This is a genomic window from Kosakonia sp. AG348, from assembly GCF_003337365.1.
In the GTDB taxonomy this organism is placed as follows: domain Bacteria; phylum Pseudomonadota; class Gammaproteobacteria; order Enterobacterales; family Enterobacteriaceae; genus Kosakonia.
This window is the reverse complement of record NZ_QPJR01000008.1, coordinates 26,640-52,791: the sequence shown is the minus strand read 5'-3', so window position 1 is coordinate 52,791 and position 26,152 is coordinate 26,640. Positions and strand designations below refer to the sequence as shown.

At 50.9% G+C, this 26,152-nt stretch carries 26 protein-coding genes and 1 tRNA gene; 8 read left to right on the top strand and 19 right to left on the bottom strand.

Features of this window, described 5'->3' with window-relative positions; all coding sequences use genetic code 11:
• The first annotated feature begins 440 nt into the window (after positions 1–440).
• Positions 441–535 (top strand) — tRNA-Sec (locus DFO56_RS18275).
• 10 nt (positions 536–545) lie between these two features.
• Here the strand turns inward: DFO56_RS18275 and DFO56_RS18270 are convergent.
• Genes DFO56_RS18270 through DFO56_RS18260 form a run of 3 tightly spaced genes read right to left on the bottom strand, consistent with a single transcriptional unit; the run spans position 546 to position 2,887 of the window.
• Positions 546–1,370: an HNH endonuclease gene (locus DFO56_RS18270; protein WP_052679787.1), complete on the bottom strand. Its 825-nt coding sequence runs from the start codon at positions 1,368–1,370 to the stop codon at positions 546–548.
• Positions 1,371–1,374: 4 nt separating this feature from the next.
• Complete coding sequence (locus tag DFO56_RS18265; RefSeq protein ID WP_045507460.1) at positions 1,375–2,712, bottom strand: AAA family ATPase; 1,338 nt, start codon at positions 2,710–2,712, stop codon at positions 1,375–1,377.
• 10 nt (positions 2,713–2,722) lie between these two features.
• Complete coding sequence (locus tag DFO56_RS18260) at positions 2,723–2,887, bottom strand: YlcI/YnfO family protein (protein ID WP_072051614.1); 165 nt, start codon at positions 2,885–2,887, stop codon at positions 2,723–2,725.
• 133 nt (positions 2,888–3,020) lie between these two features.
• Between DFO56_RS18260 and DFO56_RS18255 the strand changes: the two genes are divergently transcribed.
• Together DFO56_RS18255 and DFO56_RS18250 are read left to right on the top strand one after the other, a co-directional pair.
• On the top strand, positions 3,021–3,329 hold the full coding sequence (locus DFO56_RS18255; protein ID WP_045507458.1) for a SymE family type I addiction module toxin: 309 nt from the start codon (positions 3,021–3,023) through the stop codon (positions 3,327–3,329).
• A 240-nt stretch (positions 3,330–3,569) separates the two neighbouring features.
• Entirely contained in the window at positions 3,570–3,851 is a 282-nt protein-coding gene (locus tag DFO56_RS18250; RefSeq protein WP_020455770.1) for a hypothetical protein, read from the top strand.
• Positions 3,852–3,899: 48 nt separating this feature from the next.
• On the opposite strand, the gene DFO56_RS18245 is transcribed toward DFO56_RS18250, so the two are convergent.
• Complete coding sequence (locus DFO56_RS18245) at positions 3,900–5,003, bottom strand: alkene reductase (RefSeq protein WP_045507457.1); 1,104 nt, start codon at positions 5,001–5,003, stop codon at positions 3,900–3,902.
• A 108-nt stretch (positions 5,004–5,111) separates the two neighbouring features.
• Complete coding sequence (locus DFO56_RS18240; protein ID WP_045507455.1) at positions 5,112–5,792, bottom strand: LuxR C-terminal-related transcriptional regulator; 681 nt, start codon at positions 5,790–5,792, stop codon at positions 5,112–5,114.
• 877 nt (positions 5,793–6,669) lie between these two features.
• Here DFO56_RS18240 and DFO56_RS18235 point away from each other — a divergent pair.
• Positions 6,670–7,728: an AbrB family transcriptional regulator gene (locus tag DFO56_RS18235; protein ID WP_045507452.1), complete on the top strand. Its 1,059-nt coding sequence runs from the start codon at positions 6,670–6,672 to the stop codon at positions 7,726–7,728.
• A gap of 74 nt (positions 7,729–7,802) precedes the next feature.
• Here the strand turns inward: DFO56_RS18235 and DFO56_RS18230 are convergent, their stop codons facing one another.
• Together DFO56_RS18230 and DFO56_RS18225 are read right to left on the bottom strand one after the other, a co-directional pair.
• Complete coding sequence (locus DFO56_RS18230) at positions 7,803–8,684, bottom strand: dihydrodipicolinate synthase family protein (protein ID WP_045507449.1); 882 nt, start codon at positions 8,682–8,684, stop codon at positions 7,803–7,805.
• Between the two features lie 10 nt (positions 8,685–8,694).
• Positions 8,695–9,387 (bottom strand): B3/4 domain-containing protein, encoded by a 693-nt coding sequence (locus DFO56_RS18225; protein WP_045507446.1) that lies wholly within the window; start codon positions 9,385–9,387, stop codon positions 8,695–8,697.
• 45 nt (positions 9,388–9,432) lie between these two features.
• Between DFO56_RS18225 and DFO56_RS18220 the strand changes: the two genes are divergently transcribed.
• From DFO56_RS18220 to DFO56_RS18210, 3 genes are all read left to right on the top strand, one after another.
• Complete coding sequence (locus DFO56_RS18220) at positions 9,433–10,035, top strand: XRE family transcriptional regulator (protein ID WP_045507443.1); 603 nt, start codon at positions 9,433–9,435, stop codon at positions 10,033–10,035.
• 110 nt (positions 10,036–10,145) lie between these two features.
• On the top strand, positions 10,146–11,309 hold the full coding sequence (locus DFO56_RS18215; RefSeq protein ID WP_020455777.1) for a multidrug effflux MFS transporter: 1,164 nt from the start codon (positions 10,146–10,148) through the stop codon (positions 11,307–11,309).
• A 225-nt stretch (positions 11,310–11,534) separates the two neighbouring features.
• Complete coding sequence (locus tag DFO56_RS18210; RefSeq protein ID WP_045507943.1) at positions 11,535–11,930, top strand: cupin domain-containing protein; 396 nt, start codon at positions 11,535–11,537, stop codon at positions 11,928–11,930.
• A gap of 102 nt (positions 11,931–12,032) precedes the next feature.
• On the opposite strand, the gene DFO56_RS18205 is transcribed toward DFO56_RS18210, so the two are convergent.
• From DFO56_RS18205 to DFO56_RS18195, 3 genes are all read right to left on the bottom strand, one after another.
• Positions 12,033–12,926 (bottom strand): WYL domain-containing protein, encoded by an 894-nt coding sequence (locus DFO56_RS18205; RefSeq protein ID WP_020455779.1) that lies wholly within the window; start codon positions 12,924–12,926, stop codon positions 12,033–12,035.
• 483 nt (positions 12,927–13,409) lie between these two features.
• The gene (locus DFO56_RS18200) at positions 13,410–14,363 is read right to left on the bottom strand and encodes an aldo/keto reductase (protein ID WP_045507439.1); all 954 of its coding nucleotides are present in this window, start codon (positions 14,361–14,363) and stop codon (positions 13,410–13,412) included.
• Positions 14,364–14,442: 79 nt separating this feature from the next.
• Complete coding sequence (locus tag DFO56_RS18195; protein WP_045507438.1) at positions 14,443–15,378, bottom strand: LysR family transcriptional regulator; 936 nt, start codon at positions 15,376–15,378, stop codon at positions 14,443–14,445.
• A gap of 203 nt (positions 15,379–15,581) precedes the next feature.
• Here DFO56_RS18195 and nfsB point away from each other — a divergent pair, with 203 nt between their 5' ends.
• Entirely contained in the window at positions 15,582–16,235 is a 654-nt protein-coding gene (gene nfsB, locus DFO56_RS18190) for an oxygen-insensitive NAD(P)H nitroreductase (RefSeq protein ID WP_045507436.1), read from the top strand.
• 88 nt (positions 16,236–16,323) lie between these two features.
• Here the strand turns inward: nfsB and DFO56_RS18185 are convergent, their stop codons facing one another.
• The 9 genes from DFO56_RS18185 to DFO56_RS18145 all read right to left on the bottom strand — a co-directional run bounded on the left by DFO56_RS18185 (position 16,324) and on the right by DFO56_RS18145 (position 26,033).
• On the bottom strand, positions 16,324–17,517 hold the full coding sequence (locus DFO56_RS18185; RefSeq protein WP_045507433.1) for a zinc-dependent alcohol dehydrogenase: 1,194 nt from the start codon (positions 17,515–17,517) through the stop codon (positions 16,324–16,326).
• 185 nt (positions 17,518–17,702) lie between these two features.
• Entirely contained in the window at positions 17,703–18,233 is a 531-nt protein-coding gene (locus DFO56_RS18180) for a hypothetical protein (RefSeq protein ID WP_045507429.1), read from the bottom strand.
• 52 nt (positions 18,234–18,285) lie between these two features.
• Positions 18,286–19,263, bottom strand: coding sequence for an ABC transporter ATP-binding protein (locus tag DFO56_RS18175; protein WP_045507426.1), 978 nt, complete (start codon positions 19,261–19,263; stop codon positions 18,286–18,288).
• Positions 19,260–20,240 carry an ABC transporter ATP-binding protein gene (locus DFO56_RS18170; RefSeq protein WP_045507423.1) on the bottom strand — a complete coding sequence of 327 codons (981 nt, stop codon included), beginning with the start codon at positions 20,238–20,240 and terminating at the stop codon, positions 19,260–19,262. Before DFO56_RS18170 ends, DFO56_RS18175 begins: the two co-directional genes overlap by 4 nt.
• Positions 20,237–21,184: an oligopeptide ABC transporter permease gene (gene opp4C / locus DFO56_RS18165; RefSeq protein ID WP_045507421.1), complete on the bottom strand. Its 948-nt coding sequence runs from the start codon at positions 21,182–21,184 to the stop codon at positions 20,237–20,239. The genes DFO56_RS18170 and opp4C overlap by 4 nt, the downstream gene beginning before the upstream one ends.
• Positions 21,184–22,143 (bottom strand): ABC transporter permease, encoded by a 960-nt coding sequence (locus DFO56_RS18160; protein ID WP_017458132.1) that lies wholly within the window; start codon positions 22,141–22,143, stop codon positions 21,184–21,186. The genes opp4C and DFO56_RS18160 overlap by 1 nt, the downstream gene beginning before the upstream one ends.
• Positions 22,144–22,190: 47 nt before the next feature.
• A complete protein-coding gene (locus tag DFO56_RS18155; protein WP_045507419.1) occupies positions 22,191–23,894 on the bottom strand; it encodes an ABC transporter substrate-binding protein in 1,704 nt (567 codons plus the stop codon).
• Positions 23,895–24,347: 453 nt separating this feature from the next.
• Positions 24,348–25,040 (bottom strand): hypothetical protein, encoded by a 693-nt coding sequence (locus tag DFO56_RS18150; protein ID WP_045507417.1) that lies wholly within the window; start codon positions 25,038–25,040, stop codon positions 24,348–24,350.
• Between the two features lie 267 nt (positions 25,041–25,307).
• Positions 25,308–26,033, bottom strand: a complete 726-nt coding sequence (locus DFO56_RS18145; protein ID WP_045507415.1) for a hypothetical protein — start codon at positions 26,031–26,033, stop codon at positions 25,308–25,310.
• Between the last annotated feature and the right edge of the window lie 119 nt (positions 26,034–26,152).

Sequence of the window (26,152 nt, the reverse complement as noted above, 5' to 3'; positions counted from 1 at the left end):
GCGATTGGCGCGGTATTGTTCAGGTAATGCCGATTGGCTTCGGCCTGCAGGAATGGTATTTGCCTCGCGCTTCTCCCGTAAAACGATATGGTCGTTAGCATCGCTTATCCCGCAGTCCACCTTTTTTTACGATAAAAATCTGACTGTCCACTTTTGTTTCCTTTCCGGCGGAAAAGCAGACAGAAAGCATTTTCAGATGCCGTTAAGCGACGGAATTTAAGCCAGATTTGGCGAAATTGAGCGAGCCGATGAACCTTATTCTTTTCTGCGATCGCGATTATCTGAGAAGGGGGGAATTGCTAAGCCTTGGAAAAGATGAGGATTTATCTTAAACAACCGTTTGCGGCGGAAGCACAATGAGAAAATTTATGACGGAGGTATGTGGTAAATGCCTGAAAGTAGCTATAATGCGCCCCGCCTCCATGTAGCAATGCAGGCGCGGAAGATCGTCATCTCCGGTGAGGTGGCTGGACTTCAAATCCAGTTGGGGCCGCCAGCGGTCCCGGGCAGGTTCGACTCCTGTGATCTTCCGCCAACCACAAATCCTACAATTGTAAATGATGTTTTAATGTATTCTTTATATTCAAAAACTGCTGATAATTGATGCCGAGTATTTTATATAGTCCCACTCTAATACAAGTCGAGAATTCTGCTTCCTCAGAAATATAAACCAAATCTAGGTTAATTAGTTTAGAACACAAATCTTGTTCTTCATCTAATTCATGCCCATGCACAGGAGCAGCATAATTTAAAATATTATTCTTTAGAAAAGATATTCTACTCTTATATTTCATCAAATTATCAATGCAATATATAATAAAACTCTTAGACCTACTCTCTCTTAAATAAGGTAATTCCTTACCATAATCAATATCTAAATCACCGTTGAGATATAATCTAGTTATATTTGCCTTTTCCAAAACCAAAGGGTCATTACCTATACCCACTAACTCTACTTTTGAATTAATGTTAAAAGAAATATAATCTTCAATATTGTAAAATTCAGAGGATGGATCTAATAAAAGCATGTCAATCACAGTGCCTTGGGAATTTTTCTTAAAAAAATCCTTCCGTTCTTTTGCCAAATTACATTTATCACAAGATTTATGTAAATTACTCCAAGTATATCCTAAACTAGGGAAATGTTTTTTTGGCTTGTAATGTTCAACATCATATTTACCACTATCCACACTACATTCACAGATGTAACATTTATCATGGTATAATAATGAAAGACTTTTTTTCACGTCGCTATGCGCATAAACTGAATTGCTTATTTTCTCATGATCATTTAACTGAAGTAGATTTTCTGGAGTTAAGTTAATAAGCCTTTCAGGAACAGGTACATCGCCTCTGACTACTCGTCTCATATTATTATTCTCCTTTAATAAAATTAATTAAATGTTCATCAGCAAATGAGGCAAGCAATAAATCAAGTTCATTCTTAGCAGAATATGTATTCTTAAATTTTTTGTAGATGTTCTTCAATATTTTTTTATCGTTGACATCATTAGATAGCTCTAATTTAAATTTCTCTATCTCATTTTTAACACTTTCAGAAAAACCTCCTTCATATCCAAAAATAATTTTTGTAATGCTATCGATATCCATCGATTCAAAATCATTATCAAACACTCTACCGGAAGGCAGTTTCACAACAACCGATGATTCAGGTAATCCTCTGATGACAAAGGGGCTATGAGTTGTAACAATAAACTGAATACGTGGAAATATCTCACTCAAAATTTTAAGATAATTTTCCTGAGCCCTTGGGTGCAAATGAAGATCAATTTCATCGATAATGATCACTCCTGGGATATCAAAAAAACTTTGAATGCCTTTTTCTTCTTTAATTTTCGAAGAGAATCGTTTACTAAAGAAAATTTGCCTGGTAAGTATTGAAGAAATTGTGACTAAGATATCAAGTTCACCTTGAGAAAATGAGTCAATAATCCCCTTGTGCTCAAATAAAACACGCCTATAAGGGGATTGTATAATTTTTGAATCACCAAACTTAGATTCAGTTATCTTTTCAAGAATTTGACTAACAGATTCTACAGCATTTTCAGAATCTTCGTATCCAACCATAGAATCAAAGATCATATTTAATAAAATATCTTGTAAATCACTTCCAGTATGTTCTACACAAAAAGAATATGGCACTTCTCCGTAAGTAGGTTCTTTTCCTTTCAACACAAATGGATGATCTTTTACATTATTAAAATCATATTCATAAAGCTCATAACGACCTCCGGGTCTAATCATAAAGATGTTATTATATAAATAATCTTTTTCGATATCACCGCCTCTAAAGGATAAAGACTCTGTCCAATATTTATTTTTAACCACGATACCAGAAATTATATTATCGTATACACTTGGGTTAATTGATTTATTTTTGACAACGAGTTTCTTATATATATATTCATCACCTAAAAGATTGGAATAATTCAATTGAACAGAATAAAACTCTTCATTGGATTTTATTTCAGCGTTAGAAACAGCTCTGTACCTAAGATTATCCCTTCGTTGATAATTGGGAAATTTCATCCTAGAGTTAGATATAATTCCTTCTGCAATAAGGCTTAAAACAGACGTCTTTGCACTACCATTTTCTCCGACAAAACAAATAACTCTATTTTCAGAGCCAAGAGACAAATCTATCTCATCAATGGTTCTGAAGTTTTTAATTCTAATTTTATTTATAGTCATATATTCCTCATTAAGTAATTCTTTTTAGCCTCATCAAGCAAGCCTCTTTAACCCACTTACTAAAATTCCCTTTTCCGGCCGCTTTCTCAATCTGTTCCAAAAGATCATCCTCAAAGCGGATGTTCTTCATCGTGCTTTTGGTTCGATCAAAATTAAGCTTCTTTTTCTCTTGCATGGTAGGTACCACTTCGGTTACGTTAGGTTCATGTGGTACCTACCACATGAAATTGGATTTCGTAAACAACGCTCCGAAAGTGCAGGAACACAACCGGAGCGTCTAACCATCCCCAACTATCAAGGAGTTGATAATGGCTGATCCGCATTCTACCTCAGACTTCACCATCGCCGGAACCGAGCACAACGTAATTGTGCGATATCGCCCGAATCAGGGTGACGCGAGCACACCGAGCATCACGCTTTCCGGCAAGTGGCTACGCGATGCCGGGTTTAATACCGGGCAACATATTCTGGTGAAAGTGATGCAGAGCTGCATTGTGCTGGTGAAATACAGTGATAAAGAGGAGTGGCTGGCGACGGCGCTGGATAAAACGCGCAAGCTGCTCAGGGAAGTGAAGGACGTCATGAAAAAGGCGTATCTGCAATCACGGCCAGACTAAATCCTGTCGATTTGCAGCATGCCAAATACAGCCTGCCCACGGGCTGTATTTGCCGGGGCGGAAGGAAATAAAAAGACCAACCAGTAAGTTGTCTTACGATGGGAAGAACGCGGTAAAAAGCAGCAGCATCGGTTAAATATTGCCCGCAAAACAACGCGTAAAAAGTCGTTCGTTCCCCTCTCTGCAACGCCATTATTAAGGAGTAAGATAAGCGCCTCGACATTCCACAGACAACAACCGATGAAGCGTTTCCTTTTTATTCTCTCCACCGCCTTTATTTTCAACACCAGCTTTGCTGCCACACCGTTGCCGAAAGACGTTCAGGATTTTCGCAACCTTGCTGAAGAGTGTGAGCATTTCGCTGGCGAGCAGGATTCAGACCTCGACGAGCAGCGTCAGAAAGAGCTGGATGCCAGCCTGCAAGCCACCTGCGGCAAAGCCGTGGTGCAGCTTAAAACGCTGCGGGAAAAATACAAGAATGACGCGGCATTAATGAAAGTTATTAATGCCTATGATTTCTGACGGCGGTTTGCAGCACGTAAAAACGGGGGCATTTGCCCCCGTTCGTTATTACGCTTTCAGCAGCGAATAATCCAGGTAGCCTTCTGCGCCGCCGCCAAAGAATTTCTCCCTGATCGGTTCGTTCAGCGGCAGGTTATGTTGCAGGCGGTACGGCAAATCCGGGTTGGCGATAAACGGTCGGCCAAAACCAATTAAGTCCGCCCAACCTTTCGCCAGCGCCTCTTCGGCGCGTTCCGGCGTGTATTTGCCAGAGTAAATCAGCGTGCCGTGGAAAATAATGCGCAGCGCTTCTTTAAACGCAGCCGGCATAACCGGCGCGTCGTCCCAGTCCGCTTCGGCGATGTGAATGTATGCAATGCCAATCGCATTCAGTACGCTCGCCGCCGCGAGATAAGTGGCTTCCGGCGTATCATCACGAGAACCCATCAGCGTGGTAAGCGGCGCCAGGCGAATACCGACACGCTCTTTACCAATCGCCGCCGAAACGGCTTCCACCACCTCTTTCATAAAGCGCAGGCGGTTTTGCAGCGAACCGCCATATTCGTCGTCGCGCAGGTTAGACTGCGAATCAATAAACTGGTTAATCAGATAGCCGTTCGCGCCATGTAATTCGATGCCATCAAAACCGGCGGCAATCGCATTACGCGCGGCCTGGGCGTAATCGTTGACGATAGCGGGAATTTCATCCACTGACAGCGCACGCGGCATGGAGTGCTGCACCATATCACCCACGCCGTTTTCCGGCCCGCGCCCTTCCACATCGACAAACACTTTTACGCCTTCGGCCTGAATCGCCGACGAAGAAACCGGCGCCGCGTTACCGGGCTGCAAAACAGTGTGGGAAACGCGCCCCACATGCCATAACTGAGCAAAGATTTTGCCGCCAGCCTGATGCACGGCATCGGTCACTTTTTTCCAGCCAGCGATTTGCGCATCGCTGTAAATACCGGGGGTCCAGGCGTAGCCCTGACCCTGCTGGCTGATTTGTGTGCCTTCGCTGATAATCAACCCGGCACTGGCGCGCTGCGCGTAGTAATCCGCCATCATATCGGTTGCCACATCACCCGTTCCGGCGCGAGAGCGGGTCATCGGTGGCATAACGATACGGTTAGTCAATGCGAGCGCATTCAGGGCGTATTTATCGAATAGCATGGTGGCTTATCCTTTCTTGATTCGGTCAGTGTGGTTGCGGTTAACAACCCGATGCGAAGCAGGATAAGCGCAAAGAAATTTTCAATATACGGCAATAAAAGCAATTCACTATTGCTCATTAATCAATAAAGGACACATGTCTGTTCTCATCGCTGGCATCCGCCATGAATTATCAGCACAGAGATGCAGAGCAACAGGATCAGGAGTCGGTTTATTCCCGCGCCTAATCATCTTTAATTCGTTGGTATCCATCCGTGGCAAAAAAGTTGCATCCGGCATAATCTTTCCATCCATACAGCAGAAACAATCGTTCCAGTTGTTATAGATATGAATGAGATCCGCCATGCTGTTTAGACCCAATTTACGCAGAATGGCATTTTTGTAATTGCTGACAATTTTCTTATCAAGACCCAGCGCTTTTGCAATCGTATCGCTGGACTGATAATTCAGAAAACGTACCATAATTTTATATTCTGTCGCACTAATATGGATTTCGCGAAAAGAATAAATATCCTCATGACCCTTGAGGAAATTAAGTATTTTTCTGATCTCGTGACGAAGCAATGATACTGAAGAATTTTTATCAATCGCAATAAAACGCGTACAGATAAAAGAGTTAAATCCTTGTTCATCACCTAAAATATATAGCAGAGAGTTCATACTAAAAAATAATATCTTGCCATCTCCCCGATCAAATGCAACTAACGTATGCGTTGCATGAGGATTAATGGCTTTTAATAGCTTATCCATGCCCATGACAAAATAGCTATCCTGAGAGATGATATACATAACCAACCTCCAGACCATGTAACTTGTCAGCGACAGCGATTGTACGCTCACTTATATTCCCGTGGTTCATATATCTAAAGATACGTTATAAAAAGACCCCTTTTATATTCAATAATATTTGCACTAATAATTAACTACAGACATTAATTAAAGCACACGCTACCGCCATGGGTCTTTACCCACAGAGAGCAAACGCCCAAGTCTGAGTTATAGCCAATTAGTCCATAAATAAAGCAATAAAATCCATGAATCAAGCATGATGACAAGAATAAAAGGTTACGTTCAGGAAGAATAAAATCTTTCTAAACAATCACCTAAAAGTATTATTTTTTGCGCTTTAAAAAATTTACGTAAAAACAGCCCCCATGAAATATAAAAAAAACCAAGTAAATCAAATGACTACTTGTGAAATATTTCTATGGCAGAGAATAATAAAAAATTAGCTACTCAGGATGGATAACGCAAGGCTGTTTGTAACAGTTTAGGAATTTTCATAAAAATGCGCAATAGCAGTAAAGTCTATACCATTAAATTAATATTTAAACGTATCGGTATTTTGATAAAATATATTCTAACAATCGATAAATATCAGCCTGCTAAAAAAGCACATTTAGCAGTACTTTAAAAAGTGTCTGAATTTCCGTTTTGTCTGGTAATCATTTTAGACGGTATATCGACGCAGCATGGCTGGAAATCATAAATTCACTGGCAGTAACCATAAATAAAAAATGGTTTTTGTACTGACATGTTTGCAGGGTTGATAAAGAACCCTTACATTCAAAGACCGTACCTTGCTTTTCAACATGTTATTTTCGGGAAGCGCTATGCCGTTGATTGATCTTACCGCCGCTGCTGTGGCGTGCAGGGAGTGCCGCTGATGGCGACTCACGCGCCCTGGTTTCGCAACTGGTTACAGCTTATCGTCCTTTCATTGCTCTTCGTTGCTCTGATGGAACTGATCCATCTGCCCGCCGCGCTTCTGCTGGGCCCGATGTTTTCCGGCATTCTTCTCGCCATCTTTAACCGGCCCGTTACCGTCAGTAAAAAATGCTTCGCCGCCGCGCAAGCGGTGGTTGGTGCGATGATTGCACATGCGATCCCGCCATCCGTGTTTGGCCGCATCGCCGCCGACTGGCCACTGTTTATTAGCTGTATTTTCTCCGTTATTTTCGCCAGCGCCATTCTTGGCTGGATCATGGCGAAATTGCAGGTTTTCCCGGGGTCAACAGCGATTTGGGGATCGTCGCCAGGCGCGGCGGCGGCCATGATGATTATGGCCGAGAGCTTTGGCGCGGATGTCCGCCTGGTGGCGTTTATGCAGTATCTGCGGGTGATGATCGTGGCGCTGGTCGCGGTGCTGGTGACGCGCATGTGGATGGGGACACAGGGCGCGGATCACGCAGTCGCCACCTTTACCCTGTTTGCCCCGGTGCGCTGGCTGCCGTTTGCCGCAACATTACTGGTGATTGCGGTTGGTTATCTGATTGCCCGCTGCGTCAAAATTCCCTCCGGGCCAATGTTGATAACGTTAGCGCTGGGGATAATGGTTGAAGATAGCGGTTTGCTGACGCTTGAGTTACCGCCGTGGTTGCTGGCGCTCTCTTACGCGCTGATTGGCTGGAGTATCGGTTTGCGTTTTACGCGAGAGATTGTCTGCTATGCCGCCCGCGCGCTGCCGCGTGTGCTGCTGTCGGTGCTGACGCTTGTCGCGGTGTGCTGCGGTTTTGCCTGGTTACTGGTGCAGTTCGCAGGGATCGATCCGCTCACCGCCTACCTCGCCACCAGCCCCGGCGGGGCGGATACGGTGGCGATTATCGCCTCGTCAAGCCAGGTGGATATCTCGTTTGTGATGGCGATGCAGACCGGGCGGTTTATCCTGGTGCTGATAACCGGCCCGGCGATTTCCCGCTTTGTGGCGAAACGGCTGGGGGCGTAATCTCCAGGTTAACCAATGGGATATACAAAATACCCCATGCAACAAACCAAAAAGTAACCTTCAAAGAGTAATCATCAGGCTAACCGTAGTTGCTCGATCACTTCCGCCACCTCGCGGCGTGCATCGCCGGTGAGCGTCCGCAATGGTGCAGGCAAACACGATGCACCCGCTAAGCCCAGCAGTTCTGCCGCGGTAGCCATCACCCGCAGGCTGCCGCCATAGCGTTTAAAGAGATCCCACAAGGGTTGCAACGCATCAGAGTTCGCACGCGCCTGCGTTAAATGACCGGCCTGCGCCGCGCGGGAAATGGCCAGCGCCGCTTGCGGGAACAGGCCGCCCAGCACCGAATACCAGACACCGCATCCGGCGCTAAGACCGTCAACCGCGACGGCATCACCGCTGATACCCAACGTAATGCTCTGCGGAATTTGCGGGCGCAGGCGCGCAGCCCGCTCGGGTGCGGAAATCGGGGGGATTTTGATTGAGCCAATGTTGGGCAACTGCGCAATACGAAGTAGCAGCTCGTCGCTAAAGGTGAAATGGGTGACGCCGGGATTATCGTACACGCAGAGCGGCACGGAGAGTTCGCGCGTGACGGCGGCAAACAGGCTGAACACTTCCTCTTCGGTTAACGCGTGGTAGGAGACCGGTGCCAGCAGCACGGCGCTAACGCCCGCTTTCTGCGCGTCTTCCGCCAGCCACAGCACATCGCGCGTGCGCAACGCGCCAATCCCGGCAATCACCGGAATCGCGCCGGAGTGTTCCGTCGCCAGGCGCAGCGCATTGGCCCGCTCGGTACGGCTGAAATAGGGGTAGCACCCCGTCGAACCCAGTGCGCCAATCGAATCGACTCCGGCGACACGCAGCCGTTCAATCAGCTTCACATAAGCCGCTTCATCCAGCCGTTCGTCGCGCAGCGGCGACAGCGGAAATGCGCTCAATCCTGTGAAATCCATTCTTCCCCCTTCAGAGATCAAACCCGAGCCTGGTTTTTTCAACACGACAGCCCGGCATCATACGTTGCAATCCGGCGATCAGTTCGTCGCCTGCCTCACATAATGCGTCCAGCGGCATTTCCGGCAGGCTTTCGAGAATAAACCACATCTGGCTGTCGGCAGCGTTCAGGCGGGTACGCACGCCCTGCCGCCAGTTCCAGCGGCGGCACGTTACACCCGTGTCATCGCGCCAGATAACTTCCCCCGGCTCCGGTAATTCGTGCGCCAGCTCGCCCTCTTTCATCACGTCGAACAACTCCGTACCGTCCGCAAGCGTCAGACGCGGCGCGCCGTGATAAGCCGCAATGTTCTCGCCACCGACCGGAATAGCGTAGCGCAGGCTGATGGCATTATAGAGATCCACCACCGGGTCAATTGCAGGTACCACGCCGTCGCGCTGCACGCGTTTTCGCAGCGCCAGCGCCGAACAGGGCGTGCGTTTTGGCTTCGCGCCGAAACGCTTAAAGACCTCATCCCATGCCGCCAGATGCGCCTCCGCCCAGATCGGGCCGCCCGCCGCGACAAATTCACACGCACTTGCCAGTGCCGCTTCGCCCACTTGCGGGTTCAGTAGCGGCGCGGCATCAACATAAACGCTAAGCGCGCGAAAACCAGGGGCGATGACGGCAAGACGAGCATCGATTGACGGCTGAACGGAAAGCATCGGATAATCCTTTTTAGTGACCATTTTATTGCACAGTATCGACCGATGACCAAAAAAGTCAATAAACCGACCGATTCCGGCGCCGATGTTCATCGCGTAAGTGAAGCGGTGGCAACGCGTATTAAAGCATTTCGTAAACAACAAAAACTTTCGCTGGATGAGCTTTCGCGCCGCGCGGGCGTCAGCAAAGGCATGCTGGTCGAGATCGAAAAATGTCTCGCCAACCCGAGCATCGCCCTGCTGTGTAAAATCGCCGCCGCGATGGGCGTTTCCGTGGCGGATATTGTCGATGTCGCCAGTAAACCAACCGCGCACCTGATAGCAAAAGATGAGATCCCAACATTGTGGCAGGGTGAAAATGGGGGCACTGCGCGGTTGCTGGCAGGCACCAGCGGGCCGGATATGCTGGAGATGTGGCGCTGGGAGATGTTCCCCGGTGAACAGTTCGCCTCGCCAGGCCACCCTTCCGGTACCGTTGAGCTTCTGCATGTTGAGCGCGGCACGCTGCACATTCAGGTTGGGCAAACGGCGCTTATTATTGGCGAAGGTTGTTCCGCCGTGGCGCAAACCGACACCGCGCACCACTATGCTAATGAAAGCAGCCAGCCCGTTATTTTCACCATGACGGTCAGCGAGCGCCATTCATGAATCTGGCTCATAACGTCATTATGATTTAATGGCGTTATCATTTGTGCCGCACTGATTAAGATACCGTTCCGCCTTTGTCGGCGTTCCCTTCACGACTTAATCAGGATCTTATGAACAACAAGCTCCACGGGCCGCTATTCCTCGCGATCCTCAGCGCGCTGATGGCCTTTACCTCCCTGTCGACGGACATTTACCTGCCCGCGATGCCCCAGATGGCGAAAGCGCTCCGGGGTGATATCGAACTGACCATCACCGGTTTTTTGGTCGGCTTCGCACTGGCGCAGCTGGTTTGGGGTCCGGTCAGCGACGCGATCGGCCGCCGCACGCCGCTGTTTATTGGCATGCTGTTGTTTGTCATCGGTTCTGCCGGCTGCGCGCTCGCCACAGAAATCCATCAGATGGTGTTCTGGCGCGTGTTTCAGGCTTTCGGTGCATGTACCGGGCCGATGCTGGCACGGGCGATGATCCGCGATCTGTTTGCCCGCACCCGCGCGGCACAAATGCTCTCAACGTTAACCATCATCATGGCGATTGCGCCAATCGTTGGGCCGCTGGCGGGTGGGCAAATCATTCAAATCACCAGCTGGCATGCCATTTTTTGGTTACTGGCGGGGATTGGCGCGCTGATGTTTCTTTCGCTCTATTTCCTGCCGGAAACCTTACCCGCTGAAAAGCGCACCAAAGCCTCGCTGTCTGGCGCGTTTCGTAACTACTTCGCGCTGCTGCGTAACCGCGCGTTTATGCGTTACACGCTGTGTGTGACTTTTTTCTACGTCTCTGCCTATGCCTTTATTACCGGTTCGCCATTCGTTTACATCCGCTATTACGGTATTGATCCGCAATATTACGGCTGGCTGTTTGCCATCAATATTGTCGGCTTAATGGGGGTGAGCTTTCTGAACCGGCGGCTGGTACAGCGCCATCCGCTGGATAAGTTACTGAAAATTGCCGTTAGCATTGCCGCGCTGGCAATGGTGACTCTGGCGCTAGCGGTTAAGTGGCAGTTCGGCGGTATTGCTGCGGTGATCATTCCGGTGTTCCTGTTCTTCTCGATGAACGGCATCATCGCCGCCACCTCAACCGCCGCCGCGCTCGACGCTGTTCCCTCTATCGCCGGTTCCGCCTCGGCGCTGATTGGCTCGCTGCAATATGGCAGCGGTATTATCTCGTCGCTGTTGCTGACGTGGTTTCGCGACGGAACGCCGTGGACGATGGCGTGGATCATGGCGCTGTTTACCCTTGCCAGTGCCGTCATGGCGCTGCGCCGCCATTGATGAGCGTTACTCATAGGCTCATGCCGATTTAGCCCAATAGTGCCGGTAGTCGGTGAGGATTATCATCGCCCGGTCACTTTTCCTGGCGGAGTGGACAGGGCGCAGACAACCGGGGTAATGACCGGCGTCAGTCGCGGTTCCGGTGGCGCACGGGCGCTGTCTGCCTGCAACGGTTTCTCACCTGCCAGCTACGCTTTAAAACGTATTCAAACACGGGAGAGCAGCATGAAAATCATCCACAGTGCATCGGTTCCCTCTGCGCAAGGGCCGCAGGACTATTTCACCGGCCGCGTACGTATCGACGCGCCATTTAAAGCCGATGAACCCGCACGCGTTGGCGGTGCGACGGTGACGTTCGAGCCCGGCGCTCGTACCGCGTGGCACACCCATCCGCTGGGCCAAACGCTGATTATTACCCACGGTAAAGGGTGGATTCAGTGCGAAGGCGAAGCCGTCCAGGAGATGAACCAGGGCGATATCGTCTGGATCCCGGAAAATGTGAAGCACTGGCACGGCGCAACAGCCACAAACGCAATGACTCATATCGCCATTGCCGAATCACTCAACGGCAGCCCGGTTACCTGGCTTGAACATGTTACCGACGAGCAGTATCACGGTTGATCGCCTGAACAACCGCCGCTTAGTGGCGTATTCGCGGCGTGGCCCGTGATTACTGGCCCAACAACGTAAGGTGCCAGCCAGTAAGGGCGATAAACGCGGACGCTATCTCTGCGCCACGCCGTGGGCGTAGCGCAGGTGCAGATCCTGCTCGAACTGTTCGCGCAGCGACGCCGGAGAAAGAATGCCAATATCCGGCAGCCAGTAGCGCAACCAGCGAAACAGCGTGTGCGGATCGGTGATGGCGGTGGCAAGCGTCAAGCTGCCGTCATCATGCTGTTCAACAATGCGTTGTGCCGGAAACAGCGCCCGACGGGTGACATATTCGGCGGCGTGGGCTGAAACGCGCAGCAGTGCTTCAACCCTTGAACCGAAGCGAATGCCGACGCTGTTTTCCAGCTCCGCCAGCACCTCGGCGTGGGGTTCAAAATTAAGCGTCGTGCTTTTCAGGTTTTCGATTCGCGCCACTTCAAACGCTTTCAGCCGCCCGTTTTCCACCGCCGCCAGATACCAGAGACCGTACTGGTTAATCAGCCGATAGGGCTGTGCGCACCGGGGTTTATCGCGATAGAGATATTCCACTTCGCAATGGCCGGTAATGGCGTGATTAAGCTGATTAAGCAGATCTTCGATTTGCCGGTTCTCCCGGCTACTCGGCGCGTGAAAGGTAATATTGCCGCGGTGCTGCATACTGTTGCGCAGTGACTGACCGTCATTACGCGGAAAAAGGTGCGCTACGCCGGTAAAATCGGCGAACTCCGCCAAATGGCCGTTATGTAAGGCAGGAAGAAGATGGACACTGAGTTTATACCGCCCCGGCGAAACCTGATCGAGAATATGCCCTAGCCGAGCCAGATCGCGATAAGCCGTACGTTCAGTAATACCGAATTTTTCGCACAACCACGCCTTATCGATGATCTTTCCCTGATACAACGCCGCGAAGATCTCGCACAGCCGCTCAATCAACGGGTCGTGTTTTCTGTCGTGACTTTCCTTCATTGTGACGGGTTCCGGAATACAAAGTCTCAGAAGACGTTAACGGTTACGGCCTGACCTTCGCGCCACGGCCCTGTTATTCAGGTAAAACCTTGTTTTTTCATAGTGGTTAACGGCAGGAACGCGAAAAACTAAAATGAAATTTCTGCCCAAAGCGCAACAATTACACAATGCCATGATTTCGCTCAGGGAAAGATAAATGATCGCCCTGACAGGGCGTGTCACTCAGGTGTTTTTTGGGCGTTACCGCTGCGTTCATGGCGCAGGTATCCGCGTGACCGACGCCGGTTCGATGAGCAACGTGAGGGTTGAGGGCTAAGATCCGGCGTTTGCAAAAACGCAACACCTTCGTGCCGCTCGCGCCGCCAGTAAGCGGTTTGCTTTGCGTTGTTTTTTAAAAAGTATGCGAGTCTGGGATGGCGCGCGGTTATCGCGCAACTGCGCAAGGTTATACAGCCCGGCAGCAGGCGCCGCCGGGCGATGGGATCAGGCACCCGCTTTATTCAGCGCGGCAATTTCATCAGTAGAGAGGTTTAACGACACGGCGGTGACAAAGCTGTCGATATGCGCCAGTTTGGTGGCACTGGCAATCGGCGCGGTAACGCCCGGTTGCTGAATCAGCCACGCCAGCGCCACTTCGGCGGGTTTCACGTTATGGCTGGCCGCCACGCTTTCCAGCGCCTCAACAATGGCGAAACCACGCGGGTTCAGATATTTGGCAATGCCCTGGCCGCGCTGGCTTTGGCTCAAATCTTTTTCGCTGCGGTATTTACCGGACAAGAAACCGGACGCGAGGCTGTAATAAGTCACCACGCCAATGTTTTCCCGTATCGTTAAATCCTGCAACGCGCCTTCAAAGCTGGAACGGTCATAAAGATTGTATTCCGGCTGCAGCACCTGGTAGCGCGGCAGGCCGTTGGCGTCTGCCACTTTTAGCGATTCGTTCAGTTGCTCAGCATTCAGGTTGGATGCGCCAATGGCGCGGATTTTCCCGGCTTTCAGCAGTTTTTCATACGCGCCGAGTGTTTCGTCATAGGCGGTTTCGCTGTCCGGCCAGTGAGAAAAGTAGAGATCGATATAGTCCGTTTGCAGACGGCGTAATGAATCTTCCACTGCCTGCGTGATCCAGCGCGCGGAAAGGCCTTTTTTACCCGCTTCGCCCATATCGGCGCCGACTTTGGTAAAGAGCGTAACTTTGTCGCGCGTGCCAGGATGCGCCGCCAGCCAGTTGCCAATAATGGTTTCCGATTCGCCGCCTTTATTGCCCGGTGCCCAGCGCGAGTAAACATCGGCGGTGTCGATAGCGGTAAACCCCCTTTCCAGCAGCGCATCCAGCAAGCTGAAGCTCTGCTTTTCATCGACCGTCCAGCCAAAAACGTTGCCGCCGAAAACCAGTGTCGGGATCTGTAACCCTGTTGTACCCAGTGAACGTAAAGCCATGTGCTGATACCTCCGTAAGAGTGCGTAATATCCTGTGCAAAGAGGTTAATCCTGGCGCGCAGTGGCGTACATTTTTTGGTCATCCGTGCGGTTTAAAGGCCGGGTGAGTTTGCAGCAACGCGGTGATCGGCCGTAGATGTTCACGCAGCACGCTATGCAAATGGCGAATTGCCGGGGAAAACTGTTTGCGATGCGGGCAAATCAGGTTCAGCGGCGTGGGTTCGCCGGGATGCTGCGGCAACAATACTTCCAGCCGTCCTGCCAGCACATCGGCGCTGATATCGATCCACGATTTATAAATAATACCCATGCCTTCCAGCGCCCAACGCCGGGCAACATCGGCGTCGTCGCACAGCATCCGGCTTTTGACGATCAACTGGCGGCGCATGCCGTTTTCCGGAAAGCTCCATTTGTCATACACCTGGCTGTTCATGGTGAAGAGTAAACAGTGGTGATTAACCACGTCATCGAGGGTTTGCAGGCGTCCGTGCTGCGCCAGGTAAGCCGGTGACGCCGCCAGCACACGACGGTTATCTTCCGCCAGCGGCAAGGCGACATAACTGTTGTTATCCAGCACGCCGTAACGAATGGCGATATCGACCGGATCGCGAAAGACATCGCTGATTTGATCGGAAAGCGAAAGCCGCAGCGACACTTTGGGGTGCTGCTCACAAAAGCGCGTAATCAGCGGTAGCAGCACATTGCGGCCAATATCGGAAGGCACCGCCACGCGCAGTTCACCCTGAATCTCTTTATCGCCGCTGTGCAAACTCTCCGCACCGGCGGCGACAACCGCCAGCATCTCCTGGGCGAAAGGGAGATATTTTTCCCCTTCGGCGGTAAGGCGCAAACTGCGTGTGGATCGTACAAACAGCCGTTTATCCAGATCGCGCTCCAGCCGGTGTACCGCCGCGCTCACCTGGCCTGGCAACAGCCCGGCTTCGCGCGCCGCGTTTGAAAAACTTCCCAGTAGCGCTGAACGGACGAACAGCGTGACATCTTCCAGCCGAATCATGGTTTCTCCGCAGGATTAATAACAGGCGAGTGGCTCCTCTGTTTTGCCAGAAAACATTGCCCTGGCAAACTCCATTTTCACTCGGTGAGTGAAAGTGCTGCCTTTTTACACCGATTTATCTTGTGTCGCTTTCTGTTTATTCTCGTCACACTCTACGGGACGGTCCGCCCCGAATTTTTCATCTATCGCGCAGGAGAACGACAATGACACTTGATGATGCGGTAATTGCCCGCCATACCGTGAAAGCCTTTGAACCTGGAAAAACGCTGCCGCAGGATAAAATCGATACCTTGCTCAACGTGCTGCGAAACAGCCCCTCTTCGGTAAACTCACAACCGTGGCACTTTGTTGTCGCCTCCACGCCGGAAGGCCGCGCGGCAATGGCAAAATCCGCCACCGCGGCGTTCATCTATAACGAGCCGAAAATCGTCAATGCGTCTCACGTTATTGCCTTGTGCATCCGCAGCGATCTTGATGAGCAGCACCTGCAAAATGTGCTGGAGCAGGAGCAGAAAGATGGTCGCTTTAAAGACGAAGCGGCAAAAGCGGGCCAGGATAAGGGCCGCCGTTCGTACGTAGCGATTCACCGTTATGAGCAGCGCGATCTGCCGCAGTGGATGGCAAAACAGGTTTATCTGGCGCTGGGCGGCCTGCTGCTCGGTGCGGCGATGCTGGGTATTGACGCCACGCCAATGGAAGGGTTCGACCAGCGTGAACTGGATCTTGCCCTCGGCCTGCGTGAAAAAAGGCTGACCAGCGTGGTGCTGGTGTCACTCGGTGTTCGCAGCGACAGCGATTTCAACGCCGCGCTGCCAAAATCACGTCTGCCGCGCGACCAGATTTTCACCTTTATTTAAGCACCTGCGCTACGGCATGCCTCTCCCCGCCGGGAGAGGCATGGCACGTCACACTACTTCCCGCCGGTGTTAGCGAAAAAGCGACAGGTTAAATCGTCGCTTTTTCTGCATTCAGACCCGGCACGAGGATCACTTTGCGGCAATCTTCGGCATGTTTATCGAAGATCTCATAGCCGCGAGCGGCCTCTTCCAGCGGCAGATGGTGTGTGACGATCTCTTCCGGTTTCAAATGACCAGACTCAATCAGCGGTAGCAAATCCGGCAAATACGCATGCACATGCGTCTGGCCCATCTTGAATGTCAGCCCTTTGTCGAAGGCATCGCCAAACATAAACGCGTGGATAAAACCGGCATACACGCCGGGCACGCTGACAATCCCGCCGCGTCGCGTAGCGGCGATCGCCTGGCGGAGTACTTTCCCGCTGCTGCCTTCGATTTTCAGCGTACTGAGCACCGTTTCGGTAGTGCTGCCTTTGGCTTCGAATCCCACGGTATCGATAACGGCGTCCACACCACGGTGACCCGCCGTGTTTTCAATAATCCAGGCCGCGGGATCGTCATTTTTATCGAAGTTAATCGGTATTACGCCATAGCGATCGCGGGCAAAAGCCAGCCGGTAATCGCTGTCATCAATCATAAAGATCTGTTCGGCACCCTCCAGACGCGCACAGGCCGCCGTCAGTAAACCGACCGGCCCGGCACCGTAAATCGCCACGCTGGAGCCGGGCTTCACCTCGGCGTTCTTCACCGCCTGCCAGGCGGTAGGCAGAATATCGGAGAGAAACAGCACTTTCTCATCGGTCAGGGTGTCCGGCACTTTAAATGGCCCGGTGTTCGCTTTCGGCACGCGTACATATTCGGCCTGGCCGCCGGGAATACCGCCGTACAAATCGCTGTAACCGAACAGCGCCGCAGGTGGCGTGATGCCTTTGCGATTCAGCGCCGCGCCTTTGCCGGAATTGGTTTGCTCACAGGCCGAATACTGGTGAAGTTTGCAGAAGAAACACTCCCCGCAGGCAATGACAAAAGGGATCACCACCCGGTCGCCTTTACTGACGGCATGAACACCCGGCCCGGTTTCCACCACTTCGCCCATAAATTCATGGCCGAATATATCGCCGTGATTGGTGCCCGGTATTTTCCCGTGATAAAGATGCAGGTCGGAGCCGCAAATTGCCGTTGCGGTAACGCGAAGAATAATATCGTCTGAAGATTCGATAACCGGGTCGGGGCGGTTATCAACGCTAACTTTATGCGCGCCGTGATAAGTCAGTGCTCTCATATATCCTGGTCCTTATAAGGTTCAGACAGAACTGATAAGCATAGAACAGACCAGAGCAGAAAAATAAAATAGGCAGTAATTCTTAATGTCAGCGAAACGGTTATTTGGGGTCACAAAACATTGCCTGTGAAATTACCGTTTCGCTTGCCAGGAGAAAATAAAAATAGTTATCGCCGGGCAGAGAGTTATTTATCGTAATATTTTAGTAATGCGGTTAAATAATCAAAGCCAATACTCTCGACTAAACTTCTCTCTCGCTGACCGCTCCCATTTAGCCAACCCTTGATGATCTCGCAATCGACAAAGATGTCATAAATCGTGTCATTCAGCGCCGATAAGTCCTTATCACTGTTAATCCCCAGCACGCCGTTTTCGACAGGAGTATTTTGAAATAGTGCCCACTGCTTCTGCGCATCCACGATGATAAAGCCGCCATATTCGCGGCTATCATGCATCTGTTTGCACAACCCGGCGATGTTCACCAGCCAGTCTTCGCGAGAATCTATTACGCCTAAATACGTATAGCTGGTGCTGGCGAAAACATGCGCGCAACCCGTCTCGCCAAAGCAGGCGCGAATAATTTGCTGCGTTGCCGTTATCAACCAATCTGATGTACAGATGTCGTTATCAAAAAAGAAATAGCGGGAAAATTTCTGTGTAAAAAGGGGGCCAGGAAGATTCGCCCCCTTTATTATCATGTCGAATGGATGTTGCATCACGTGCGCCAGGTTGACGAAGAGTGCTCAATAATACCCCTCACGATTGCTGTCACTCAATCCTTTCCACCAAATGACACGCCACATGATGCCCTGGTTCCACTTCACGCAGCGCCGGGATTTCAGCGCGGCATTGGGCGGTCGCCAGCGGGCAGCGCGACGAGAAACGGCAGCCGGACGGCGGGCGCGACGGATCGGGAATTTCCCCCTGCACCACAGCGACGGGTTCGCTATTCGGGTCGAGCGTTGGCACCGCCGCCAGCAGCGCCTGGGTGTAAGGGTGCAGCGGCTGGTTAAACAGCGTATCGCGGCTGGCGGTTTCCACCAGTTGCCCGAGGTACATCACCGCGACGTCATCGCACAGGTGTTCCACCACGCCTAAATCATGGGAGATAAACAGGAACGTCACGCCGCGATCGTCGCGCAGGTCGGCAAAGAGATTAATGATTTGCGCCTGAATGGAGACATCCAGCGCCGAAATCGGCTCATCGGCGATGATGAAATCCGGGTTGAGGATCAACGCGCGCGCAATGCCAATACGCTGGCGCTGCCCACCGGAAAACTCGTGCGGGAAACGGTTGTAATGCTGCGGCGCCAGCCCGCAAATCTTCATCACGTCCAGCACCTTGTCGCGCAGCTCTGCCCGGCTGCACAGCTTATGCTCAAGCATCGCTTCGCCAATCGCATCGCCCACGCGAATACGCGGGTTCAGGGAACTGTACGGATCCTGAAACACCAGCTGGATTTTCGGGCGCAGCGCGCGCATCTGTTTCGCGCTCAGATCCTGCAGTTCCTGGCCGCGATACTTCACGCTGCCTGCGGTTTTGTCGTACAGACCAAGCAAAGTGCGGCCAACGGTGGTTTTACCGCTGCCGGACTCGCCCACCAGCCCGAAAATCGTCCCCTGGCGAATCTTAAAGCTGACGCCGTCCACGGCGCGTAACTCTCCGGTTTGCTGGCCAAACAGCCCGTCACGCAACGGGAAGTGCTTTTTCAGCCCTTCCACTTCAATGACATATTGCTCGCTCATGCGGTTGGCTCCAGAAGCGTACTGTGAATACACGCGGCTTGCCGCGTCTGGCCGATAAGCGGCGGGATCCCCGCCCGGCATGCGTCAGTCGCCCGCTCGCAGCGATCGTAAAAGGCGCAGTATGGCGGCAGCGCAGCGAGATCCGGCACCTGGCCGGGAATGGAGTAGAGCCGACGCCTGCGCTCACCCGGAATGGGACGCGCAGCGATCAGCCCTTTGGTGTACGGATGCAGCGGGTTACGCAGCACATCGGCCGTCGGGCCTTGTTCAACGATGCGCCCGGCGTACATCACCACCACATGTTCCGCCATTTGCGCGATCACGCCTAAATCGTGGGTAATGAGCATCAGCGCCATCTCATGCGCCCGCGCCTGGTCGCGCAGCAGCCGCAAGATTTGCGCCTGTACGGTAACATCCAGCGCGGTGGTTGGTTCGTCGGCGATCAGCAGTTTTGGCTGGCAGCTCAGCGCCATGGCAATCATGATGCGTTGCAACATGCCGCCGGAGAGCTGATGCGGGTAGCTGCTCATCAGGCTCTCCGCCCGCGCCAGCCCCACTTCGGTGATTAACTGCGTGGCATGCGCCCACGCCGCTTTGGGCGTTTCACCGCCATGACGGATCAACGGTTCGCAAAGCTGCTCGCCAATGGTCAGAACCGGGTTAAGCGCGGTCATCGGCTCCTGGAAAATCATCGCCAGTTGGTTGCCGCGCAGATCCGCCATTTTTGACGGCTTCAGGCGCAGCAGATCGGTGCCCTGAAACAGGATTTGCCCGCCGTCAATGCGTGCCGCTTGCGGTGGTAACAACCCCATCAGCGACATGGCGGTGACGCTTTTGCCGCAGCCGGACTCGCCCACCACGCCGATAGTTTGCCCGGCGTTAATGGTGAACGACACGTCCTGTACGGCGTGCACGCGCCCCTGATCGCCGGCAAAAGAGAGGGACAATTGATTAAAGGTGACCAGCGGTTCGCTCATTTCACGCTCCGTTTCATCTTCGGATCCAGCGCATCACGCAGGCCGTCACCCAACACGTTAATCGCAATCACGGTAATAAAAATGGCGATACCCGGCGGCATCCACAGCCACGGGCGGCGCTGAAAATCGATCAGGCTGTTGGCGGCGTCCATCATGTTGCCCCACGATGGCGTGGGCGGCACCACGCCAAGCCCGAGATAGCTCAGCGCGGACTCCATCAGAATGGCGTTCGCCACCGCCATCGTCGCCATCACCACCAGAATCGGGATGGTATTCGGCAATAAGTGACCAAACAGACGGCGACGCGACGACAACCCCAGCACCTGCGTCGCCAGCATAAAATCGCGCTCGCGCAGGGAGAGAATTTGCCCGCGCACCAGCCGCGCCAGCTTTGGCCACTCCAGCAAACTGAGCATGATCACCACCATGTAGATGCGTGATTCTGCGGAGAAATCGAGTTCTGACAGCATCGCACCGGCGACAATCAGCAGCGGTAAGCTCGGGATGGTCATCACCAGATCCGCCAGCCGCATAATCAGTTTGTCTGTCCAGCCGCCCGCATAGCCCGAAACCGCGCCCAGCAGATAACCGAGTGCCACGGAGAGCAGCATGGTCAGCAGACCGATAATCAATGAAATGCGCCCCGCCAGCAGCAGGCGGGTATAGACATCGCGGCCGAGAAAATCGGTGCCCAGCCAGTGCTCCGCACCGGGTGGTTTGTTGATCATCAGCGCGTCGGTGGCGTCATTTTTCCACGGCGACCAGAGCGGCCCAATCACGCACCAGATTGTCATCACCACCAGCAAAAACAGGCACAACATGGCTAAATGATTATGGCGCAGCGCTTTCCAGGCTTGCCACCACGGTGAAGGCGTGGCCTGCGCCAGCGCCGGGATTTCCGCTTTACGAAGGCGGCGATTGGTTGAAAAAAGCGAACCGAACATCACGACCTCACCCGAATACGCGGATCAGCCCACGCGTAAAGCACATCGGCAATCAGGTTGCCGAGAATGGTTAGCACCGCCAGAAACAGGGTAAAGCCCATCAGCACCGGGTAATCGCGCGCCGCCAGCGAATCGATATGAATATGTCCCGCGCCCGGCCAGTTAAACACTTTTTCGGTGATGATCGCGCCCGAAAACAGCCCCGGCAGTTCAAATCCGAGCAGGGTAATAATGGGCAGCAGCGCATTACGCAGCGCGTGTTTAAAAATCACCGTCCGTTCGCGCAACCCTTTGGCGCGCGCGGTGCGGATAAAATCCATCTTCACCACATCAAGCATACTGGCGCGGAAATAGCGCGTCAGGCTGCCCGCCTGCAACATCACCAGCGCCAGCACCGGCAGCACCAGGTGCGCCGCCACCTGCAGTACCCACGCCCAGCCGCCTTCGTCGCTGCCGGTGTTGGTCATGCCGCCGACCGGCAGCCAGTGCAGATCCACCGCAAACCACTTAATCAGCAGCAGGCAGAGGAAAAAGGTCGGAAAAGACATGGCGGCGAATACCACCACGCTGACCAGGTGATCAAACAACGAGTTGGGTTTCAGCGCCGAGGCGATACCTACCGCCAGGCCGATGCCCCAGTAAAACACCAGCGCCACGCTTGCCAGCAGGAACGAGTTCCAGATGTACTGGTTCAGCAACTGGCTCACCGGGATTTGGTATTGCAACGAGAAGCCTAAATCACCACGTAACAACTGGCCGAGCCAGTGCAGATAGCGGGTGAACAACGGTTGATCGAGACCGTAAATGGCTTTCAGTTCCGCGGCGCGGGCGGCGGTCAGCGTGACGTTGCCGTCGATAAAGTCGCCCGGCGTTTTGGCAAACAGCATGAAGATAATCAGCGAAGCGAGCAGCAGCATGGGTACGGTTTGCAGCAGTCGCCTCAGGATAAAATTTCGCATAGCGTTCTCATGGCAACTGCCGGGACGCCCCGGCAGTTGTGATGGTGTTACTTAACGATTTTCACATCCGGCAGGCTGCCGGTCAGGCCGTTGTAGATATCCGGTTTAAAACCGGTGACGCGGGCGCTGCTGGCCGACAAAATTTCGCGGTTGCCCAGCAGGATCGCCGGCGGATCATCCGCCAGCACTTTATAGAGCTGGTGGTAAATCGGTTTACGTTTTTCCACATCCAGCACCGCGTTACCTTCGTTAATCAGCTTATCGACCTGCGGGTTGTTATAGCCGGACTCTTTCGCTTCCGTGCTGTAGTAATCCCACACGCCGTCATGCGGATCGTTTAAGGTGCTGGTGCTAAAGGAGGCAAGGTCATAATTGCCGGCTTTACGCTGCGCCATCAGGGCGTTGAAGTCGACAACCTGCGGTTTCAGCAGCACGCCAATCTGTTGCCAGTTCTCTTTGGCAATCGGGATCAGCGCGTCGTTCAGCACTTTCTTGCTCACCAGCAAGGTCAGTTCCAGGCGTTTGCCGTCTTTCACACGGATGCCGTCCGGCCCCGGTTTCCAGCCCGCTTCATCCAGCAGTTTTTTCGCTTGCGCCGGGTCGAATTTGTACGGGTTAACCCCTTCCGTGTTATAGGCCCAGGAGATCGGCGCAATTGGCTCAATCGCCACTTTGCCGTACCCCTGATACACCACATCAATCAGTTTCTGGCGATCAAGGCCGTAAATCAGCGCCTGGCGTACTTTCACGTCCTGCAACGCCGGACGACGCACGTTGAATTCCACTTTGCTGTAATCGCTGGAGCCGTACAGGTTGATATTGGCGAAACCGAGCATTTTCAGCTGTTCAATATCATCCGGGCGCGAGGTGAACGCATCGTAGTCCGTCTCGCCGGTCTGGAACAGCTGGAAATTGGTGGACGGATTGGTCACGCGGTAGATAAAGCGCGGCGTTGGCGGTGTACCACGGTAGAAATGGGTGTTGGCGTGGAAACGGATCTCCTGGCCTGGAATGTATTTCTCATAGACATACGGCCCGTTGCCCAGTGGTTTGCCGTGCAGCGTGCGCAGGTAATCCAGATTGCCGCGCTGATAACCCTTGCCGTAATAGGCTTTGGACAGCACCGGCCCACCGATTTTCGCCAGCGTCGTGGCGCCAGGCTGGGTGGTGGTGACCTGTAGCGTTAACGGGTCAATCACTTTCAGACCGCTGACGCTGTCCGCGTTCCCGGCTTTGTATTCCGCGCCGCCCGCAATATTCGCCAGCGTGATATCCGTGTCGCCATCATATTTCGGGTCGTAAAGCACCGTCAGGGTAAAGGCCACGTCTTCGGCGGTCAGCGGCGAGCCGTCGCTGAAAGTCAGGTTCGGGCGCAGCTTGATGGTGTAGACCTTGTTATCCGGGCTGACCGTCCAGCTTTCTGCAAGGCCCGGCACCAGTTTGCCGTGGCTATCCCAGTCGATCAGGCGCGAGAAGATGACGTTGGTGACGTTTTCATCCCAACCATTGACGAAGAAGTACGGGTTAAAAATCCCCTGCGGCTCCGAAATACCGGCTACCACCGTGTCTTTGCGCAGCTTCGCCGCCGCCGGGATCTGGCTGGCGTCTGTCGCCGGTGTGATACCTTCTTTTAAGATCTCATCGGCGAACGAGGCAGACGAGAACGCTACCACACTGCTGAGTAGCGCGATTTTCAGCGCGAGGGTGAAGCGCGTGGGTTTTGTTTTTAAGCTATTCACGAAGCTGGCCAAAATTGCTCCCTCATCAAATGATTACGTGGAATTTACAAATAATGACGAACGATAAGAGCCGCACCGCACCCTGTCTAACAACGAAAACGTATGGCTTATAGCTAAACGTCCTTAGCAAACTTATGGCTAACGATTGGTGGGATTTAGCTAAGTAGCGTGTTTTCTGGCTTGCAAGCCCACCTGCGTATGCGAATGCTATTGGATGAGGAATCATAATAATGAGGACAACACCGTAAAGTGAGTGTCATAAAGGAACGTTCATTAGCACTATTAAGGAAATGCAGTGCATAACAACAAATATCTCTTAACATTCCCCCTGCAAGTCATTACTAAAAAATATAAACTTTCAACCCCATCTAAAGCAGAAAAGTTATTTAAAAAGTGCAATCTTAAATTAATTCTATGTTTAATTATAAAAACCAGACATTATGCTCACATAGAAGCCTTGATTAATTAAAGTCGCCCAGAAAAATCTCTCAATGCTATATTTATATATTCTGTATGCTCAAAATAGCTCATAAGAAAATCGAAATCAAAGAAAGGCGATTTTATATTATTAAAGACATCATGCTCAATGAACGTATCTCTTTGCTTATTGAATATCTCTTGTGTTTTATTAATTATTTTAACCTCTTCCATATTAAAAATATTTTTAAAATCTTGCATTTGCAATAGAACGTCTCGGTCTTCGAACTGAATACTTAAACTACCCGAGAAAAATATATACAATCCTATGTTGGAATCCGTGTAATCTAAACTCTTTCCAGAAAGCCAAACATATTTACTTCCGGTAGAAAAAGATACGGGAAGCGTGTGATAAATTTTTTCTGACCCATTATCGAGACACATACAATATGTGACATCCCCTTCGGCAACTATTTTTGCCTTTCTCAACAAGAATGATGCCACTGAATCCTCACTATCATACCTGTCAGCAAATTTAGCAATTACTCCTTCAGGATTTTCAGCAATAGCATGACAACACCAAAGATCTTTATCAGCGTTTATTTCAAGGTTTTCTACACTCACAACGATTTTGTCAGTCTCATCACAGGGATCTATCGCAAAGTAAGAATACAACCCAGAAGAATTATCCAGGTTAAGCAAAGACGGATACCCCTCGGTGATATTGATTTTGTAATTCATTACTGCCCCTTACTTTGAAGAAATACACCTGAAAATATTTCACTATTGATTGGTATTATTCTATCTAACAGAGTGCGAGTTTGATACTAAAGCAATTCCTTTCACAACAAAATTTGGTCATTTTTGTGATCAATTCGCAAATTTAACTTAACAATGCAAAATAAGTTTCTGAGAATAAACACTAGCGCTACGATAGTATGATGCTGAATAAGCGAAAGCAAAAAAATTAGCATCTTCAATAATGCATTGTAGTCGGCTTAATAAATATTAAAAAAGAACAAACCTTACTTTATGATCAATAACGTGACTTTTAATCGCTATATTATTATTTTCGCTATAACTAAAATAGCGAGAAAGGTATGAATGATCATGAAAAGGACTTTGAATATTATTTAAATGCAACGCATCAAAATCTCTTTTTTTGAGATCAATAAATAACTCCTGTGCTTTATTTAATGTTTTCGCAGACTCAATAGTTATGTTGTTCTCAAGTTCGATGGATTGAGAAATTATATCGAACTCATCGAATTCCAGGAATAATTTCCCTGTAGCAATAATTGTTAACCATACCATGGTGTTATGGTAGTCTGCACTTCTTCCAGCAAGAAAAATGTATTTATCACCAATATCAAAACCACAATCATCAGAGTGATAATGATTTTCTCCTCCTTTTTCCAAAAACATAAAGACACTTCTTTTATCCATTAGCACTCTTGCCCGTTTTAATACCACAGTGAATATGCATTCTGGCTGATTAATATCCACTTCTTTTAACAATGTAGCTATTATGCTATTTGGATTCTGATTTAAAATTGGAGAAAACCAAATATCTTCATACATATTTATTTCGATATTTTCCAGGGTTATAACAAATTGCTCATTCCCCCATGAAGATATTTCAGGAAAGGTAATGTAATTATGTAATCCAACATCACTATCCATACAGATAAATCGTTCATAACTATCTGTTATATCTAATACATATCTCTCCATTTTCCACTTCCTTTTAAAGTTGCACTCTCTAATTTTATCTCTGGTAGTCAGACTACCATCAGACGGTTTATAGCAAGTATTTTCAATGATCTTCTTTTCAACTAAAACAAAGTCTTTTT

Bases quoted from the DNA above. Each gene is read 5' to 3' on its own strand.
- DFO56_RS18270 (WP_052679787.1), bottom strand. From the start codon at position 1,370: ATGAGACGAGTAGTCAGAGGCGATGTACCTGTTCCTGAAAGGCTTATT.
- DFO56_RS18265 (WP_045507460.1), bottom strand. From the start codon at position 2,712: ATGACTATAAATAAAATTAGAATTAAAAACTTCAGAACCATTGATGAG.
- DFO56_RS18260 (WP_072051614.1), bottom strand. From the start codon at position 2,887: ATGCAAGAGAAAAAGAAGCTTAATTTTGATCGAACCAAAAGCACGATG.
- DFO56_RS18255 (WP_045507458.1), top strand. From the start codon at position 3,021: ATGGCTGATCCGCATTCTACCTCAGACTTCACCATCGCCGGAACCGAG.
- DFO56_RS18250 (WP_020455770.1), top strand. From the start codon at position 3,570: ATGAAGCGTTTCCTTTTTATTCTCTCCACCGCCTTTATTTTCAACACC.
- DFO56_RS18245 (WP_045507457.1), bottom strand. From the start codon at position 5,003: ATGCTATTCGATAAATACGCCCTGAATGCGCTCGCATTGACTAACCGT.
- DFO56_RS18240 (WP_045507455.1), bottom strand. From the start codon at position 5,792: ATGTATATCATCTCTCAGGATAGCTATTTTGTCATGGGCATGGATAAG.
- DFO56_RS18235 (WP_045507452.1), top strand. From the start codon at position 6,670: ATGGCGACTCACGCGCCCTGGTTTCGCAACTGGTTACAGCTTATCGTC.
- DFO56_RS18230 (WP_045507449.1), bottom strand. From the start codon at position 8,684: ATGGATTTCACAGGATTGAGCGCATTTCCGCTGTCGCCGCTGCGCGAC.
- DFO56_RS18225 (WP_045507446.1), bottom strand. From the start codon at position 9,387: ATGCTTTCCGTTCAGCCGTCAATCGATGCTCGTCTTGCCGTCATCGCC.
- DFO56_RS18220 (WP_045507443.1), top strand. From the start codon at position 9,433: ATGACCAAAAAAGTCAATAAACCGACCGATTCCGGCGCCGATGTTCAT.
- DFO56_RS18215 (WP_020455777.1), top strand. From the start codon at position 10,146: ATGAACAACAAGCTCCACGGGCCGCTATTCCTCGCGATCCTCAGCGCG.
- DFO56_RS18210 (WP_045507943.1), top strand. From the start codon at position 11,535: ATGAAAATCATCCACAGTGCATCGGTTCCCTCTGCGCAAGGGCCGCAG.
- DFO56_RS18205 (WP_020455779.1), bottom strand. From the start codon at position 12,926: ATGAAGGAAAGTCACGACAGAAAACACGACCCGTTGATTGAGCGGCTG.
- DFO56_RS18200 (WP_045507439.1), bottom strand. From the start codon at position 14,363: ATGGCTTTACGTTCACTGGGTACAACAGGGTTACAGATCCCGACACTG.
- DFO56_RS18195 (WP_045507438.1), bottom strand. From the start codon at position 15,378: ATGATTCGGCTGGAAGATGTCACGCTGTTCGTCCGTTCAGCGCTACTG.
- nfsB (WP_045507436.1), top strand. From the start codon at position 15,582: ATGACACTTGATGATGCGGTAATTGCCCGCCATACCGTGAAAGCCTTT.
- DFO56_RS18185 (WP_045507433.1), bottom strand. From the start codon at position 17,517: ATGAGAGCACTGACTTATCACGGCGCGCATAAAGTTAGCGTTGATAAC.
- DFO56_RS18180 (WP_045507429.1), bottom strand. From the start codon at position 18,233: ATGCAACATCCATTCGACATGATAATAAAGGGGGCGAATCTTCCTGGC.
- DFO56_RS18175 (WP_045507426.1), bottom strand. From the start codon at position 19,263: ATGAGCGAGCAATATGTCATTGAAGTGGAAGGGCTGAAAAAGCACTTC.
- DFO56_RS18170 (WP_045507423.1), bottom strand. From the start codon at position 20,240: ATGAGCGAACCGCTGGTCACCTTTAATCAATTGTCCCTCTCTTTTGCC.
- opp4C (WP_045507421.1), bottom strand. From the start codon at position 21,184: ATGTTCGGTTCGCTTTTTTCAACCAATCGCCGCCTTCGTAAAGCGGAA.
- DFO56_RS18160 (WP_017458132.1), bottom strand. From the start codon at position 22,143: ATGCGAAATTTTATCCTGAGGCGACTGCTGCAAACCGTACCCATGCTG.
- DFO56_RS18150 (WP_045507417.1), bottom strand. From the start codon at position 25,040: ATGAATTACAAAATCAATATCACCGAGGGGTATCCGTCTTTGCTTAAC.
- DFO56_RS18145 (WP_045507415.1), bottom strand. From the start codon at position 26,033: ATGGAGAGATATGTATTAGATATAACAGATAGTTATGAACGATTTATC.